Annotated in this window: 18 protein-coding genes; 8 read left to right on the top strand and 10 right to left on the bottom strand. The window is 65.6% G+C overall.

Annotated features, from left to right (window positions below; genetic code table 11):
• The first annotated feature begins 15 nt into the window (after positions 1 to 15).
• From ACQP10_RS38495 to ACQP10_RS38510, 4 genes are all read left to right on the top strand, one after another.
• On the top strand, positions 16 to 312 hold the full coding sequence (locus ACQP10_RS38495; RefSeq protein WP_346023445.1) for a hypothetical protein: 297 nt from the start codon (positions 16 to 18) through the stop codon (positions 310 to 312).
• Positions 309 to 839 (top strand): hypothetical protein, encoded by a 531-nt coding sequence (locus ACQP10_RS38500; protein ID WP_346023446.1) that lies wholly within the window; start codon positions 309 to 311, stop codon positions 837 to 839. The genes ACQP10_RS38495 and ACQP10_RS38500 overlap by 4 nt, the downstream gene beginning before the upstream one ends.
• 620 nt (positions 840 to 1,459) lie before the next feature.
• Positions 1,460 to 2,089 (top strand): ParA family protein, encoded by a 630-nt coding sequence (locus tag ACQP10_RS38505; RefSeq protein ID WP_346023447.1) that lies wholly within the window; start codon positions 1,460 to 1,462, stop codon positions 2,087 to 2,089.
• Complete coding sequence (locus ACQP10_RS38510; protein ID WP_433542113.1) at positions 2,086 to 2,382, top strand: hypothetical protein; 297 nt, start codon at positions 2,086 to 2,088, stop codon at positions 2,380 to 2,382. Before ACQP10_RS38505 ends, ACQP10_RS38510 begins: the two co-directional genes overlap by 4 nt.
• A 101-nt stretch (positions 2,383 to 2,483) precedes the next feature.
• Here the strand turns inward: ACQP10_RS38510 and ACQP10_RS38515 are convergent, their stop codons facing one another.
• The 5 genes from ACQP10_RS38515 to ACQP10_RS38535 form a co-directional block, all read right to left on the bottom strand.
• The gene (locus ACQP10_RS38515) at positions 2,484 to 3,704 is read right to left on the bottom strand and encodes a rolling circle replication-associated protein (protein WP_433542114.1); all 1,221 of its coding nucleotides are present in this window, start codon (positions 3,702 to 3,704) and stop codon (positions 2,484 to 2,486) included.
• Positions 3,705 to 3,843: 139 nt separating this feature from the next.
• Positions 3,844 to 5,301, bottom strand: coding sequence for a hypothetical protein (locus ACQP10_RS38520; protein ID WP_433542115.1), 1,458 nt, complete (start codon positions 5,299 to 5,301; stop codon positions 3,844 to 3,846).
• A 68-nt stretch (positions 5,302 to 5,369) separates the two neighbouring features.
• Entirely contained in the window at positions 5,370 to 5,585 is a 216-nt protein-coding gene (locus ACQP10_RS38525; RefSeq protein WP_346023442.1) for a hypothetical protein, read from the bottom strand.
• Positions 5,586 to 5,588: 3 nt separating this feature from the next.
• A complete protein-coding gene (locus tag ACQP10_RS38530) occupies positions 5,589 to 6,083 on the bottom strand; it encodes a hypothetical protein (RefSeq protein WP_433542116.1) in 495 nt (164 codons plus the stop codon).
• Between the two features lie 371 nt (positions 6,084 to 6,454).
• On the bottom strand, positions 6,455 to 6,883 hold the full coding sequence (locus tag ACQP10_RS38535) for a hypothetical protein (RefSeq protein ID WP_433542117.1): 429 nt from the start codon (positions 6,881 to 6,883) through the stop codon (positions 6,455 to 6,457).
• 180 nt (positions 6,884 to 7,063) lie between these two features.
• Here ACQP10_RS38535 and ACQP10_RS38540 point away from each other — a divergent pair, with 180 nt between their 5' ends.
• The 4 genes from ACQP10_RS38540 to ACQP10_RS38555 all read left to right on the top strand — a co-directional run bounded on the left by ACQP10_RS38540 (position 7,064) and on the right by ACQP10_RS38555 (position 9,430).
• On the top strand, positions 7,064 to 7,360 hold the full coding sequence (locus ACQP10_RS38540; RefSeq protein WP_346023445.1) for a hypothetical protein: 297 nt from the start codon (positions 7,064 to 7,066) through the stop codon (positions 7,358 to 7,360).
• Positions 7,357 to 7,887, top strand: a complete 531-nt coding sequence (locus ACQP10_RS38545; RefSeq protein WP_346023446.1) for a hypothetical protein — start codon at positions 7,357 to 7,359, stop codon at positions 7,885 to 7,887. The genes ACQP10_RS38540 and ACQP10_RS38545 overlap by 4 nt, the downstream gene beginning before the upstream one ends.
• A 620-nt stretch (positions 7,888 to 8,507) precedes the next feature.
• On the top strand, positions 8,508 to 9,137 hold the full coding sequence (locus ACQP10_RS38550) for a ParA family protein (protein WP_346023447.1): 630 nt from the start codon (positions 8,508 to 8,510) through the stop codon (positions 9,135 to 9,137).
• Positions 9,134 to 9,430, top strand: coding sequence for a hypothetical protein (locus ACQP10_RS38555; protein WP_433542113.1), 297 nt, complete (start codon positions 9,134 to 9,136; stop codon positions 9,428 to 9,430). The genes ACQP10_RS38550 and ACQP10_RS38555 overlap by 4 nt, the downstream gene beginning before the upstream one ends.
• Positions 9,431 to 9,531: 101 nt before the next feature.
• Here ACQP10_RS38555 and ACQP10_RS38560 read toward each other — a convergent pair whose 3' ends face one another.
• The 5 genes from ACQP10_RS38560 to ACQP10_RS38580 all read right to left on the bottom strand — a co-directional run bounded on the left by ACQP10_RS38560 (position 9,532) and on the right by ACQP10_RS38580 (position 13,931).
• The gene (locus ACQP10_RS38560; RefSeq protein WP_433542114.1) at positions 9,532 to 10,752 is read right to left on the bottom strand and encodes a rolling circle replication-associated protein; all 1,221 of its coding nucleotides are present in this window, start codon (positions 10,750 to 10,752) and stop codon (positions 9,532 to 9,534) included.
• 139 nt (positions 10,753 to 10,891) lie between these two features.
• A complete protein-coding gene (locus ACQP10_RS38565; RefSeq protein WP_433542115.1) occupies positions 10,892 to 12,349 on the bottom strand; it encodes a hypothetical protein in 1,458 nt (485 codons plus the stop codon).
• 68 nt (positions 12,350 to 12,417) lie between these two features.
• Positions 12,418 to 12,633 (bottom strand): hypothetical protein, encoded by a 216-nt coding sequence (locus ACQP10_RS38570; protein WP_346023442.1) that lies wholly within the window; start codon positions 12,631 to 12,633, stop codon positions 12,418 to 12,420.
• 3 nt (positions 12,634 to 12,636) lie between these two features.
• Positions 12,637 to 13,131 carry a hypothetical protein gene (locus ACQP10_RS38575; protein WP_433542116.1) on the bottom strand — a complete coding sequence of 165 codons (495 nt, stop codon included), beginning with the start codon at positions 13,129 to 13,131 and terminating at the stop codon, positions 12,637 to 12,639.
• A 371-nt stretch (positions 13,132 to 13,502) separates the two neighbouring features.
• On the bottom strand, positions 13,503 to 13,931 hold the full coding sequence (locus ACQP10_RS38580; RefSeq protein ID WP_433542117.1) for a hypothetical protein: 429 nt from the start codon (positions 13,929 to 13,931) through the stop codon (positions 13,503 to 13,505).
• Between the last annotated feature and the right edge of the window lie 165 nt (positions 13,932 to 14,096).

Raw genomic sequence — 14,096 nt, forward strand, 5'->3', positions numbered from 1 at the left:
ATGGGCAGTGACCACATGGACGACGACATCAAGGCCGCCCTCGACGCCTTGAGCCGCCAGTACGACCATGCCGCCGAACTGATCGAAAACATGTCTGATCAAGACGCGGCCCTGAAAGCGGCGACTGAACTCACCGAGGTTCTTCGCCTAGCGACGATCAGCGCCGGACAGCTCCGAGCCGATCGGGTCTACAAGCTCTGGCAGAGTCGCCATCTGTCGCTGTCGAAGCTTGCGGACGTCGTAGGCGTCTCCAAGACCAGAGCCGCCGAGATGATCAATACAGCCAAAAAGTCTCAGGAGGACAGCAAGTGAGCACTCCCAGCGAACTTCCTCTACTCGGCGTGAAGGTCGAGGTCTGGCCCGTAGCCGCCGACCAACTCGGCATTTGGCTGATCAGCCCTGAAGCTGATGCCTGGCGTTCCGAGCACATCACCGCCGATACGGAGCCCCACAAAGTCGTCGGAAGACTCCTAGATGATCACGACGAGTTCAACCGCGTCCGCCTTCTCCACTCGACCTCATGGCGGACCGATCGTGACGCTGTCGTCCTGACCTACATCGCGGTCCTCGGCGGTCACGGTTCGCACGAGTACGTTCTAGACCTCTGGCCGGAAGCTCGGCCGCTCTCTCTCGGGCTGACTGAGGCGGTAGGGAAGCCAATGCCTCACGGACCCATTGACCCCCCAACTCCTCGATACATCGACGTGCTCTTGCACGCCGTGCGTCATCTCCGCTTCCTCCTTGACACTGACACTCACGCCCAGGCAGCGCTTGACGACTTGTGGCAGACACACCTCTACAAGCTGCAACCGGCCTTGGCAGGCATGTACCAGTGGTGATCGAAGCCCCCGAAGGCCCGACCGTCTTAGATCGGGCCTTCTTCATGTCTGAGCCCCTTCCACTTGGGCCGGACTGATGTGCGGCAAGTTATGGCGCATATAACAAGCCCAGGTCTGGCGACCGCTCGGGGTGCCGGCGGGCCCCGCGGACCCGCCACCCCAGAGGGGCCCCGGCCCGCCCGCGGGGCCCGCCGGCACCCCGGTCGAGTGGGGTGTTCGCGGGTGCGAGGAGTCGGAAAACGTGCGGCTCAACGAGATGCCCTCGCCGGGCGGGCAGGCTCCGGGATGGGGGTCCGCCTGGTGAGTAGGCTCCGGGTGCGTTGAGGGTCCGGGGGTCGTGCCATCCCGTCTGCCTGCCCTGTGGGTACCAGACCAGGTCGCCGGCGTCGACTCTCCCTGTGCCAGTAGGGCAACCAGTTGAGCTGGAAGGCAATCGGGGAATGGACACGCGAGGGAGAGCCGACACCGGCGCCCCGGCCCGGTAGGCGGTGCCCAGGCAGACGGGATGGCACGACAGCCCCTCCTGTGGTGAGGAAACCCCTGGTGGTTGCGGTTTGATGATCTATACCGGCCCGGCATGGTCATTGCAGTAATGCAGTAGATACGGCAACACTGCTTGTATGCCAAACCTCACGATCGCTCTGATCAACCTCAAGCCTGGTACGGGCAAGACGACGTCGGCCGTGTGGCTGGCGCACGCCTTCCACGAGCGAGGGATGCCCGTCCTCCTGGTCGACGCCGACCCGGCCGCATCCGCTCTGGAGTGGAGCGACCTCGCAGACGGTTTCCCCTTCCGAATCATCGGGATGCCCTCGAAGGAGCTGCACCGCCGCGTCCCCGAGGTAGCCAAGCCCGATGAGGTCGTCATCATTGACGTCCCGCAGATGGAGGACCACAAGGGCATCGCCCGGTCGGCCCTGCGACTTGCCGACGAGCTGGTGATCCCCGTCGCTCCTCACGGGATCGAGATCAACCGCATGAGCCCTGTGCTCGAAGAGATCGACGACGCCCAGCCCCTTCGTGCGCACCCGGCCCGTGTCTCCGTTCTGCTCAACCGCGTGAACCGGTCGAGCACGGCCCACGTTGAGACTCGCGAGGATCTGACCGAGGACGGGTGGACCGTGCTGGACATGACGATCCCGTTCGTCAACCGCTACAGCCAGTCCTTCGCTTTGCCCGTGAAGGCCAGGGCGACCGAGTTCGAAGCGCTCGCTGAGCAACTGCTTAAGCGTGCGGAGGCTGACCGATGACGAACGAGAGGGAAGCCCGGCGCGAGGCCAGGAAACGAGCCGCACACCGGAGAGTAGAGCCCGACGCGGCGCCGGCCGGAGAGACCGCCATACGCTCCAAGCCGGTCCGGATCACGGCCGACCTTGCCCCCGAGCTGTACCGACGCCTAGACAAGCTCACCAGCCGCGCAGCCGAGGAGATCGACGCCGCCAAGGTACCGGCCGTCGCCCTCGTACGAGCCTGGATCCGCGCATCAGACGATCCTGAGGTCTGGGCGAAGGTCCTGGTAGAGCTTCGCCAGGACAAGCAGTAATGCAGTAGTGCAGTGATGCAGCAGCAGGAAAGGCCCGATCGGGATCATCCGGTCGGGCCTTACTGCATCACTGCATTACTGCACTACTGCGATCATCTGTACTAAGTTAAGGAAAGCGCACGGGCAAGCTGGAGAGCGAACGTCGAGCCGTTGTTAACACTGATGAAGCCCTTCCCGCTGGCGAACCGACGGACTCGGCGGCGAACCTTCCGGCGACGTGTCGGCCGAGCCCCGGCCATGAGCTGAGCGCCGGCCAGCCCGATCACCAGGTCTCCCGGCCGGACCTGTCCGCCCTTTGTGCGCGGTGCGGCTACCTGCCGAGTGGTGCCCTGAGCGCGAGCCCAGCGGCGAGCGATCCGGGCCGCCCGGACGGCTTGGTCCGGAGTCACCTCGACGGCCAGGGCGACGCGTTCAAGGTGCCAGTAGCCCCAGAACCGGCCCGGCCCCTGCCCCGGCTCAGTCCATTCAGGCGGTACGCAGTGCTGATACTCCTTGGCCGCGAAGCTGCCGTGCTTGGTGAAGTAGACACTGACCCGCTTGGGATCGTGAGCGCGCAGGCCCTCGGCAAAGTCGACCCCGGTTCCGGCCAAGCGGTGCCGGCGCTTTTCCTCAGGGTCCGGGTGGGCGACGATGTCGGCCCAGACCTCCGAGAGCCACTGCCGAAAGGGCAACCCGGCCCCGATCCTCGCGGCGGCCGTCGCACGGGGGCCCGGCACCTTGGACAGCCCGTGAGGCGGGACCATCAGCAGGTGGTAGTGCGGAGCGCCCCGCGCCTGAAACTCCAGCTTCCAGATCGCTTGGAGCGGCCGGTCCCAGGCCCGTTCGAACCTCTTACGCAGTGCCAGGAGATGCTTCTTTGAAGCGGCCCCGTTGGGCGCGACCGTAAGCCAGTCGCCAGGGTAGGTGAGCGTGACCATCGCGGGAATGCGGGTCGCGTCGCTCAACATTGGCCGGTAGTCGAGCTCACACAGCGCTCTGACCATGGATGCGCGGCTTTTGCGGGACCAGCCGGTGATCTCACGGGACGGGATCCGCTCGGGCGGCTCCTCACCACGGGCAAGATAGGTGGCGGCCACGTCGACGTCGAGCTGACGCGCTTTCTCGGCGCGCTCGTAACGACGCTCACGCCGCGCGAGGTCTGGCGCTTCAATCGCGAACGCTCCGGGCGCGATGACGATCCGCGGCCGGGGGCCCTCTTCACCCTTCCAGGCCGGGCGCGCGTCGAACATGCGCGCGGCCATGTCGAGCCCGGCCGGGGACGGGAAGCGCGGCGACCACAAGGCCGCTCGCATCTCCGGCGTGTCGGCCGGGGGGGCCTGCACAACGGCAAGCCCATGGGCTACGCTATTCACTGACGTTGGTTCCGCTTCTTTGACCGAGAGACGAACCGCTCTGAAGGCCCGGTGTTGGTAGCACCGGGCTTTCGCTTTTCCAGGACCCTTGCGGACTTCCACGGCCAGGTCACGCCGACACGCCGAGATCTTCGGCGGTGATGTCGATACCGCCCAGCTCTTCGCGGATCCAGTCGAGTTCGACGACCTTCCCGGCTTCTTCGACGTAGGCCACCAGCTCGTCAATGTCCTCAGCCGTGACGTAGCCGAGGCGAGCCCGAACGGTGCTCTTCGCGCCGTCCTGGAGGCTGTAGAGCACGCCGGGCAGACTCTCGGGAATCTCGTGACACGCGGCCCCGAAGTCGACGGCCTTCTCGATGAGCGCAGCTTCGGTGTGGCTCTCGGTCGGCAGGCGCAGCGCCAGGCGACGAGTGAACAGGTCCCGGATCGAGAAGACGTCCTTGGTCGGCTCCTGAACCGCCCCGATGATGATGAAGCCCGCCGCACGCCCCTGCGTGAGCAGCAGCCCGAGAGCGTCATCGATCTTGTCTCGGATACGGCGAGGCCAGTACTTCAGCAGCGGCGCCAGCTCGTCAATGATGATGAGCGTGAGCGGACGCCCCTTGCGCGGCACGAAGTCACGCTCACCGGCCGCGCCGTCACGCTCGTTGGCCTCGTTCATCTCGGCGACCAGGCGCTCAAGCAGCGCGAGGGTAGCTTCCGGCAGGTCCGGCGTGTTGAGTCCGACGTAGTCGCCCTGGGCGAACAGGGGTAGCCCCTGCGACAGCTCCTTGAGCTTGGGATCGATCCCGATCGGACGCACCAGGCCCGCCACGATCGCGGGGGCGATAGCGCGCAGGATGTTCCAGCCGAGCCCGGACTTACCGCCGTTGGTCGAGCCAGCGCACGCGGTGTGGCCGCCCAGGAGCGACACGGTGTAGGGCTGGCCGAACTCGTTCAGGCCCACGGGGACCCGACGCCAGTCGATGTCTGCGACGCTGGCCGGGATAGCGGTGGCCGGCACTATGGACAGAAGCGGGTCCCGGCGCATGAACGCGAGTTCAACCAGCCGCGGTTCCCGTCGCTTGATGACGATACGTTCGCCCTTGAAGGCCAGACGCAGCGCGTCTGCGGTCTCGTCGTGCTCGTACCGCTTGGGAGACTGACCGACGGGCAGCTCTACCATCAGGTGGTCCCACCAGGGCGTAGACCTCACGCCCTTGAGCTTCGGGATGAAGACCTCGCTCCCGGCCTGGACGGTCAGGTCGCACCGAGTGAACGCGGTATGCCACTGACGACGGTAGATCCACCACTTGTGCCACCAGGTCCGCGCCCAGGTGCCGACGCCTTGCTCGAAGCTCCGAGGATGCGCGGCTTTCCACGTCGAGAGAGCGACCAGCGCCAGGCCAGAAGTCGACACCACGAGCTGCCAGCCGAGCCAGGCCACGCTCCCCGTCACGGTCGCGGCCGTGGCGGTGGTGCGCGGGTGTAGTACGGCCTGGACAGTCAACCAGGCGATCAGTCGGGCGATCTGGCGCGCGATCCACCACAGGAACTTGCCGACCGCGCTGAACAAGAAGTTGAGCATGACGCCTCCCCAGACATGCGAAGGGGAGCCACCCGCGTGCAGGTGAAGGTGGCTCCCCTTTTTGGCTGTTACTTACGCGCGGACTTCCACTTGCGGAGGTCGCGGTCAAGAGACTCGGCTGCGGCCGAGGCCCGGTCCACGTGGCTCTGAATCGAGGCCATGGACTCGTCGGTGGCCAGTCCGGCGGCCAACTCCCGGTCGATGTTCTGGCCGGAGGCGACGAGGCGTGCGATCCGCTCCATCTGGACGTCGATCTCATCGATCCGATCGGTAACGGCGCTCATGGGCTAGAGACTCCTGACGTAGTAGACGCGGACGCGGGAGAACGCGCGGAACTCGTCGGCCGCCACCGAGACGGAGGTGTGCGCGGCCTTCGCCAGCTCCCGCGCCTCGTGAAGGCTGGTCGCGTCGAACTCCGGGTGCCGATTGGCGATGTGCTGGACGGAGTGGATGAGGCCCTGCGTCATCCCCGCGAGCTTGTCCATCTCCTTTGAGATCTGACGCCGGTTTAACTTGATCCGCCGCAAGTTGCGGTAGAACTCGGCCCGGTCCTCACGCGCCATCCGGGCGTCGGCGATGACGTTGCCGACCGCTCCCCTCACGAGGAGCTTCCGGCGAGCCTTCCGGATCCTCTTCGGCTCGAAGTTGGTCCCCTTCACCGCCTGAACCGGGCGGGACTTCGTACTGGTCGCTGCCATCAGCTTCACTCCGTTCTCACCTTGAACGAGCCGCAGACCTCGCGGCAGGTACTCGTCCGAGTCGTGGACGACGCTGGTCCTCATCACTGCTCACCACGGTTACGGGCGTGCGCCGGGCAGACACGCACCCGGTCAGATCCCTGCCAGATGCAGCCACAGGAGATGAACAGCTCCTCCTCGCCGTCATCCGTCACTTCCGGCCCCCACTCGGGTCGGAAGGCTTGGGCTTCTGCTTGTCCGGCTTCCGGGTGTCGGAGTAGGCGGCCAGGTTGAGCGCGTACTCCTGAAGGTCCTTGGCGGTCATCGCTTACCGCCTGACTGACAGGCAGAGCACTTCGGGTCCGTACAGCTAGACGTGTCGATCAGGTATGACATGCTGGAATCTCCTCTTCGTGAGGACCCGGGGCGCGTCGGTCTTGGTCGATGGGCGCGCCCCGGATCATGAACAGGGGTCGCTACGCCGCAGCGGTCTCGGCGGCGGCGCGGGTCTTGCTGCCGGTCGCGGTGAGCGGGCGGATCTCGGCGGCGCGGTACCAGACCTGGAGACCGATAACCCGCTCTTCACCCGTCTCAGGGTTCTTCTTCGTCTTCTCCATCACGCCGACCTCGAAGTCGACGAGGTGGATGGGGGTGTAGGGCATCAGGCCCTCACCGGGATTGCGGTGAGAAGCAACACCGATCTTCAAGACCTCCGACTGGACGCCCCGGAACTTGCTCTTGAAGATCGCAGCCACCTGCACCTCCCACTTCGGGGTGCCGTCCTGAAGCGCCTCCTGCTCACGCGGGGCGCCCTTGATCGGGTTGAACTTGGTCTTCGGCTCGCACGCCAGGAAGGCCACACCCTGAAAGGTTGCGGCCTGGTCGATCTTGAAGTTGGTGAACATCGGGTTCCTCCCGGGCTTGTTGGCGCATCGGCCTTACGCACCGCGCGGTCTCTTGTTGAGCCGTACGGGTCTCCTGTACGCTCAGAAACGTACAGGACCCCCGCACGAATCGTCAAGGACTCCCGTACGTAAAGGACACCCGAACGACAGCCATAGGCTCGGAGGATGGGCAGTGACCACATGGACGACGACATCAAGGCCGCCCTCGACGCCTTGAGCCGCCAGTACGACCATGCCGCCGAACTGATCGAAAACATGTCTGATCAAGACGCGGCCCTGAAAGCGGCGACTGAACTCACCGAGGTTCTTCGCCTAGCGACGATCAGCGCCGGACAGCTCCGAGCCGATCGGGTCTACAAGCTCTGGCAGAGTCGCCATCTGTCGCTGTCGAAGCTTGCGGACGTCGTAGGCGTCTCCAAGACCAGAGCCGCCGAGATGATCAATACAGCCAAAAAGTCTCAGGAGGACAGCAAGTGAGCACTCCCAGCGAACTTCCTCTACTCGGCGTGAAGGTCGAGGTCTGGCCCGTAGCCGCCGACCAACTCGGCATTTGGCTGATCAGCCCTGAAGCTGATGCCTGGCGTTCCGAGCACATCACCGCCGATACGGAGCCCCACAAAGTCGTCGGAAGACTCCTAGATGATCACGACGAGTTCAACCGCGTCCGCCTTCTCCACTCGACCTCATGGCGGACCGATCGTGACGCTGTCGTCCTGACCTACATCGCGGTCCTCGGCGGTCACGGTTCGCACGAGTACGTTCTAGACCTCTGGCCGGAAGCTCGGCCGCTCTCTCTCGGGCTGACTGAGGCGGTAGGGAAGCCAATGCCTCACGGACCCATTGACCCCCCAACTCCTCGATACATCGACGTGCTCTTGCACGCCGTGCGTCATCTCCGCTTCCTCCTTGACACTGACACTCACGCCCAGGCAGCGCTTGACGACTTGTGGCAGACACACCTCTACAAGCTGCAACCGGCCTTGGCAGGCATGTACCAGTGGTGATCGAAGCCCCCGAAGGCCCGACCGTCTTAGATCGGGCCTTCTTCATGTCTGAGCCCCTTCCACTTGGGCCGGACTGATGTGCGGCAAGTTATGGCGCATATAACAAGCCCAGGTCTGGCGACCGCTCGGGGTGCCGGCGGGCCCCGCGGACCCGCCACCCCAGAGGGGCCCCGGCCCGCCCGCGGGGCCCGCCGGCACCCCGGTCGAGTGGGGTGTTCGCGGGTGCGAGGAGTCGGAAAACGTGCGGCTCAACGAGATGCCCTCGCCGGGCGGGCAGGCTCCGGGATGGGGGTCCGCCTGGTGAGTAGGCTCCGGGTGCGTTGAGGGTCCGGGGGTCGTGCCATCCCGTCTGCCTGCCCTGTGGGTACCAGACCAGGTCGCCGGCGTCGACTCTCCCTGTGCCAGTAGGGCAACCAGTTGAGCTGGAAGGCAATCGGGGAATGGACACGCGAGGGAGAGCCGACACCGGCGCCCCGGCCCGGTAGGCGGTGCCCAGGCAGACGGGATGGCACGACAGCCCCTCCTGTGGTGAGGAAACCCCTGGTGGTTGCGGTTTGATGATCTATACCGGCCCGGCATGGTCATTGCAGTAATGCAGTAGATACGGCAACACTGCTTGTATGCCAAACCTCACGATCGCTCTGATCAACCTCAAGCCTGGTACGGGCAAGACGACGTCGGCCGTGTGGCTGGCGCACGCCTTCCACGAGCGAGGGATGCCCGTCCTCCTGGTCGACGCCGACCCGGCCGCATCCGCTCTGGAGTGGAGCGACCTCGCAGACGGTTTCCCCTTCCGAATCATCGGGATGCCCTCGAAGGAGCTGCACCGCCGCGTCCCCGAGGTAGCCAAGCCCGATGAGGTCGTCATCATTGACGTCCCGCAGATGGAGGACCACAAGGGCATCGCCCGGTCGGCCCTGCGACTTGCCGACGAGCTGGTGATCCCCGTCGCTCCTCACGGGATCGAGATCAACCGCATGAGCCCTGTGCTCGAAGAGATCGACGACGCCCAGCCCCTTCGTGCGCACCCGGCCCGTGTCTCCGTTCTGCTCAACCGCGTGAACCGGTCGAGCACGGCCCACGTTGAGACTCGCGAGGATCTGACCGAGGACGGGTGGACCGTGCTGGACATGACGATCCCGTTCGTCAACCGCTACAGCCAGTCCTTCGCTTTGCCCGTGAAGGCCAGGGCGACCGAGTTCGAAGCGCTCGCTGAGCAACTGCTTAAGCGTGCGGAGGCTGACCGATGACGAACGAGAGGGAAGCCCGGCGCGAGGCCAGGAAACGAGCCGCACACCGGAGAGTAGAGCCCGACGCGGCGCCGGCCGGAGAGACCGCCATACGCTCCAAGCCGGTCCGGATCACGGCCGACCTTGCCCCCGAGCTGTACCGACGCCTAGACAAGCTCACCAGCCGCGCAGCCGAGGAGATCGACGCCGCCAAGGTACCGGCCGTCGCCCTCGTACGAGCCTGGATCCGCGCATCAGACGATCCTGAGGTCTGGGCGAAGGTCCTGGTAGAGCTTCGCCAGGACAAGCAGTAATGCAGTAGTGCAGTGATGCAGCAGCAGGAAAGGCCCGATCGGGATCATCCGGTCGGGCCTTACTGCATCACTGCATTACTGCACTACTGCGATCATCTGTACTAAGTTAAGGAAAGCGCACGGGCAAGCTGGAGAGCGAACGTCGAGCCGTTGTTAACACTGATGAAGCCCTTCCCGCTGGCGAACCGACGGACTCGGCGGCGAACCTTCCGGCGACGTGTCGGCCGAGCCCCGGCCATGAGCTGAGCGCCGGCCAGCCCGATCACCAGGTCTCCCGGCCGGACCTGTCCGCCCTTTGTGCGCGGTGCGGCTACCTGCCGAGTGGTGCCCTGAGCGCGAGCCCAGCGGCGAGCGATCCGGGCCGCCCGGACGGCTTGGTCCGGAGTCACCTCGACGGCCAGGGCGACGCGTTCAAGGTGCCAGTAGCCCCAGAACCGGCCCGGCCCCTGCCCCGGCTCAGTCCATTCAGGCGGTACGCAGTGCTGATACTCCTTGGCCGCGAAGCTGCCGTGCTTGGTGAAGTAGACACTGACCCGCTTGGGATCGTGAGCGCGCAGGCCCTCGGCAAAGTCGACCCCGGTTCCGGCCAAGCGGTGCCGGCGCTTTTCCTCAGGGTCCGGGTGGGCGACGATGTCGGCCCAGACCTCCGAGAGCCACTGCCGAAAGGGCAACCCGGCCCCGATCCTCGCGGCGGCCGTCGCACGGGGGCCCGGCACCTTGGACAGCCCGTGAGGCGGGACCATCAGCAGGTGGTAGTGCGGAGCGCCCCGCGCCTGAAACTCCAGCTTCCAGATCGCTTGGAGCGGCCGGTCCCAGGCCCGTTCGAACCTCTTACGCAGTGCCAGGAGATGCTTCTTTGAAGCGGCCCCGTTGGGCGCGACCGTAAGCCAGTCGCCAGGGTAGGTGAGCGTGACCATCGCGGGAATGCGGGTCGCGTCGCTCAACATTGGCCGGTAGTCGAGCTCACACAGCGCTCTGACCATGGATGCGCGGCTTTTGCGGGACCAGCCGGTGATCTCACGGGACGGGATCCGCTCGGGCGGCTCCTCACCACGGGCAAGATAGGTGGCGGCCACGTCGACGTCGAGCTGACGCGCTTTCTCGGCGCGCTCGTAACGACGCTCACGCCGCGCGAGGTCTGGCGCTTCAATCGCGAACGCTCCGGGCGCGATGACGATCCGCGGCCGGGGGCCCTCTTCACCCTTCCAGGCCGGGCGCGCGTCGAACATGCGCGCGGCCATGTCGAGCCCGGCCGGGGACGGGAAGCGCGGCGACCACAAGGCCGCTCGCATCTCCGGCGTGTCGGCCGGGGGGGCCTGCACAACGGCAAGCCCATGGGCTACGCTATTCACTGACGTTGGTTCCGCTTCTTTGACCGAGAGACGAACCGCTCTGAAGGCCCGGTGTTGGTAGCACCGGGCTTTCGCTTTTCCAGGACCCTTGCGGACTTCCACGGCCAGGTCACGCCGACACGCCGAGATCTTCGGCGGTGATGTCGATACCGCCCAGCTCTTCGCGGATCCAGTCGAGTTCGACGACCTTCCCGGCTTCTTCGACGTAGGCCACCAGCTCGTCAATGTCCTCAGCCGTGACGTAGCCGAGGCGAGCCCGAACGGTGCTCTTCGCGCCGTCCTGGAGGCTGTAGAGCACGCCGGGCAGACTCTCGGGAATCTCGTGACACGCGGCCCCGAAGTCGACGGCCTTCTCGATGAGCGCAGCTTCGGTGTGGCTCTCGGTCGGCAGGCGCAGCGCCAGGCGACGAGTGAACAGGTCCCGGATCGAGAAGACGTCCTTGGTCGGCTCCTGAACCGCCCCGATGATGATGAAGCCCGCCGCACGCCCCTGCGTGAGCAGCAGCCCGAGAGCGTCATCGATCTTGTCTCGGATACGGCGAGGCCAGTACTTCAGCAGCGGCGCCAGCTCGTCAATGATGATGAGCGTGAGCGGACGCCCCTTGCGCGGCACGAAGTCACGCTCACCGGCCGCGCCGTCACGCTCGTTGGCCTCGTTCATCTCGGCGACCAGGCGCTCAAGCAGCGCGAGGGTAGCTTCCGGCAGGTCCGGCGTGTTGAGTCCGACGTAGTCGCCCTGGGCGAACAGGGGTAGCCCCTGCGACAGCTCCTTGAGCTTGGGATCGATCCCGATCGGACGCACCAGGCCCGCCACGATCGCGGGGGCGATAGCGCGCAGGATGTTCCAGCCGAGCCCGGACTTACCGCCGTTGGTCGAGCCAGCGCACGCGGTGTGGCCGCCCAGGAGCGACACGGTGTAGGGCTGGCCGAACTCGTTCAGGCCCACGGGGACCCGACGCCAGTCGATGTCTGCGACGCTGGCCGGGATAGCGGTGGCCGGCACTATGGACAGAAGCGGGTCCCGGCGCATGAACGCGAGTTCAACCAGCCGCGGTTCCCGTCGCTTGATGACGATACGTTCGCCCTTGAAGGCCAGACGCAGCGCGTCTGCGGTCTCGTCGTGCTCGTACCGCTTGGGAGACTGACCGACGGGCAGCTCTACCATCAGGTGGTCCCACCAGGGCGTAGACCTCACGCCCTTGAGCTTCGGGATGAAGACCTCGCTCCCGGCCTGGACGGTCAGGTCGCACCGAGTGAACGCGGTATGCCACTGACGACGGTAGATCCACCACTTGTGCCACCAGGTCCGCGCCCAGGTGCCGACGCCTTGCTCGAAGCTCCGAGGATGCGCGGCTTTCCACGTCGAGAGAGCGACCAGCGCCAGGCCAGAAGTCGACACCACGAGCTGCCAGCCGAGCCAGGCCACGCTCCCCGTCACGGTCGCGGCCGTGGCGGTGGTGCGCGGGTGTAGTACGGCCTGGACAGTCAACCAGGCGATCAGTCGGGCGATCTGGCGCGCGATCCACCACAGGAACTTGCCGACCGCGCTGAACAAGAAGTTGAGCATGACGCCTCCCCAGACATGCGAAGGGGAGCCACCCGCGTGCAGGTGAAGGTGGCTCCCCTTTTTGGCTGTTACTTACGCGCGGACTTCCACTTGCGGAGGTCGCGGTCAAGAGACTCGGCTGCGGCCGAGGCCCGGTCCACGTGGCTCTGAATCGAGGCCATGGACTCGTCGGTGGCCAGTCCGGCGGCCAACTCCCGGTCGATGTTCTGGCCGGAGGCGACGAGGCGTGCGATCCGCTCCATCTGGACGTCGATCTCATCGATCCGATCGGTAACGGCGCTCATGGGCTAGAGACTCCTGACGTAGTAGACGCGGACGCGGGAGAACGCGCGGAACTCGTCGGCCGCCACCGAGACGGAGGTGTGCGCGGCCTTCGCCAGCTCCCGCGCCTCGTGAAGGCTGGTCGCGTCGAACTCCGGGTGCCGATTGGCGATGTGCTGGACGGAGTGGATGAGGCCCTGCGTCATCCCCGCGAGCTTGTCCATCTCCTTTGAGATCTGACGCCGGTTTAACTTGATCCGCCGCAAGTTGCGGTAGAACTCGGCCCGGTCCTCACGCGCCATCCGGGCGTCGGCGATGACGTTGCCGACCGCTCCCCTCACGAGGAGCTTCCGGCGAGCCTTCCGGATCCTCTTCGGCTCGAAGTTGGTCCCCTTCACCGCCTGAACCGGGCGGGACTTCGTACTGGTCGCTGCCATCAGCTTCACTCCGTTCTCACCTTGAACGAGCCGCAGACCTCGCGGCAGGTACTCGTCCGAGTCGTGGACGACGCTGGTCCTCATCACTGCTCACCACGGTTACGGGCGTGCGCCGGGCAGACACGCACCCGGTCAGATCCCTGCCAGATGCAGCCACAGGAGATGAACAGCTCCTCCTCGCCGTCATCCGTCACTTCCGGCCCCCACTCGGGTCGGAAGGCTTGGGCTTCTGCTTGTCCGGCTTCCGGGTGTCGGAGTAGGCGGCCAGGTTGAGCGCGTACTCCTGAAGGTCCTTGGCGGTCATCGCTTACCGCCTGACTGACAGGCAGAGCACTTCGGGTCCGTACAGCTAGACGTGTCGATCAGGTATGACATGCTGGAATCTCCTCTTCGTGAGGACCCGGGGCGCGTCGGTCTTGGTCGATGGGCGCGCCCCGGATCATGAACAGGGGTCGCTACGCCGCAGCGGTCTCGGCGGCGGCGCGGGTCTTGCTGCCGGTCGCGGTGAGCGGGCGGATCTCGGCGGCGCGGTACCAGACCTGGAGACCGATAACCCGCTCTTCACCCGTCTCAGGGTTCTTCTTCGTCTTCTCCATCACGCCGACCTCGAAGTCGACGAGGTGGATGGGGGTGTAGGGCATCAGGCCCTCACCGGGATTGCGGTGAGAAGCAACACCGATCTTCAAGACCTCCGACTGGACGCCCCGGAACTTGCTCTTGAAGATCGCAGCCACCTGCACCTCCCACTTCGGGGTGCCGTCCTGAAGCGCCTCCTGCTCACGCGGGGCGCCCTTGATCGGGTTGAACTTGGTCTTCGGCTCGCACGCCAGGAAGGCCACACCCTGAAAGGTTGCGGCCTGGTCGATCTTGAAGTTGGTGAACATCGGGTTCCTCCCGGGCTTGTTGGCGCATCGGCCTTACGCACCGCGCGGTCTCTTGTTGAGCCGTACGGGTCTCCTGTACGCTCAGAAACGTACAGGACCCCCGCACGAATCGTCAAGGACTCCCGTACGTAAAGGACACCCGAACGACAGCCATAGGCTCGGAGG

The sequence above is a fragment of the Streptosporangium sandarakinum genome (assembly GCF_050942225.1).
Lineage (GTDB): Bacteria > Actinomycetota > Actinomycetes > Streptosporangiales > Streptosporangiaceae > Streptosporangium > Streptosporangium nondiastaticum.

What these genes read in the sequence shown, in the direction of transcription:
- ACQP10_RS38565 (WP_433542115.1), bottom strand. Translation starts at nt 12,349, where the DNA reads ATGCTCAACTTCTTGTTCAGCGCGGTCGGCAAGTTCCTGTGGTGGATC.
- ACQP10_RS38550 (WP_346023447.1), top strand. Translation starts at nt 8,508, where the DNA reads ATGCCAAACCTCACGATCGCTCTGATCAACCTCAAGCCTGGTACGGGC.
- ACQP10_RS38555 (WP_433542113.1), top strand. Translation starts at nt 9,134, where the DNA reads ATGACGAACGAGAGGGAAGCCCGGCGCGAGGCCAGGAAACGAGCCGCA.
- ACQP10_RS38575 (WP_433542116.1), bottom strand. Translation starts at nt 13,131, where the DNA reads ATGAGGACCAGCGTCGTCCACGACTCGGACGAGTACCTGCCGCGAGGT.
- ACQP10_RS38535 (WP_433542117.1), bottom strand. Translation starts at nt 6,883, where the DNA reads ATGTTCACCAACTTCAAGATCGACCAGGCCGCAACCTTTCAGGGTGTG.
- ACQP10_RS38530 (WP_433542116.1), bottom strand. Translation starts at nt 6,083, where the DNA reads ATGAGGACCAGCGTCGTCCACGACTCGGACGAGTACCTGCCGCGAGGT.
- ACQP10_RS38580 (WP_433542117.1), bottom strand. Translation starts at nt 13,931, where the DNA reads ATGTTCACCAACTTCAAGATCGACCAGGCCGCAACCTTTCAGGGTGTG.
- ACQP10_RS38540 (WP_346023445.1), top strand. Translation starts at nt 7,064, where the DNA reads ATGGACGACGACATCAAGGCCGCCCTCGACGCCTTGAGCCGCCAGTAC.
- ACQP10_RS38505 (WP_346023447.1), top strand. Translation starts at nt 1,460, where the DNA reads ATGCCAAACCTCACGATCGCTCTGATCAACCTCAAGCCTGGTACGGGC.
- ACQP10_RS38510 (WP_433542113.1), top strand. Translation starts at nt 2,086, where the DNA reads ATGACGAACGAGAGGGAAGCCCGGCGCGAGGCCAGGAAACGAGCCGCA.
- ACQP10_RS38525 (WP_346023442.1), bottom strand. Translation starts at nt 5,585, where the DNA reads ATGAGCGCCGTTACCGATCGGATCGATGAGATCGACGTCCAGATGGAG.
- ACQP10_RS38570 (WP_346023442.1), bottom strand. Translation starts at nt 12,633, where the DNA reads ATGAGCGCCGTTACCGATCGGATCGATGAGATCGACGTCCAGATGGAG.
- ACQP10_RS38520 (WP_433542115.1), bottom strand. Translation starts at nt 5,301, where the DNA reads ATGCTCAACTTCTTGTTCAGCGCGGTCGGCAAGTTCCTGTGGTGGATC.
- ACQP10_RS38495 (WP_346023445.1), top strand. Translation starts at nt 16, where the DNA reads ATGGACGACGACATCAAGGCCGCCCTCGACGCCTTGAGCCGCCAGTAC.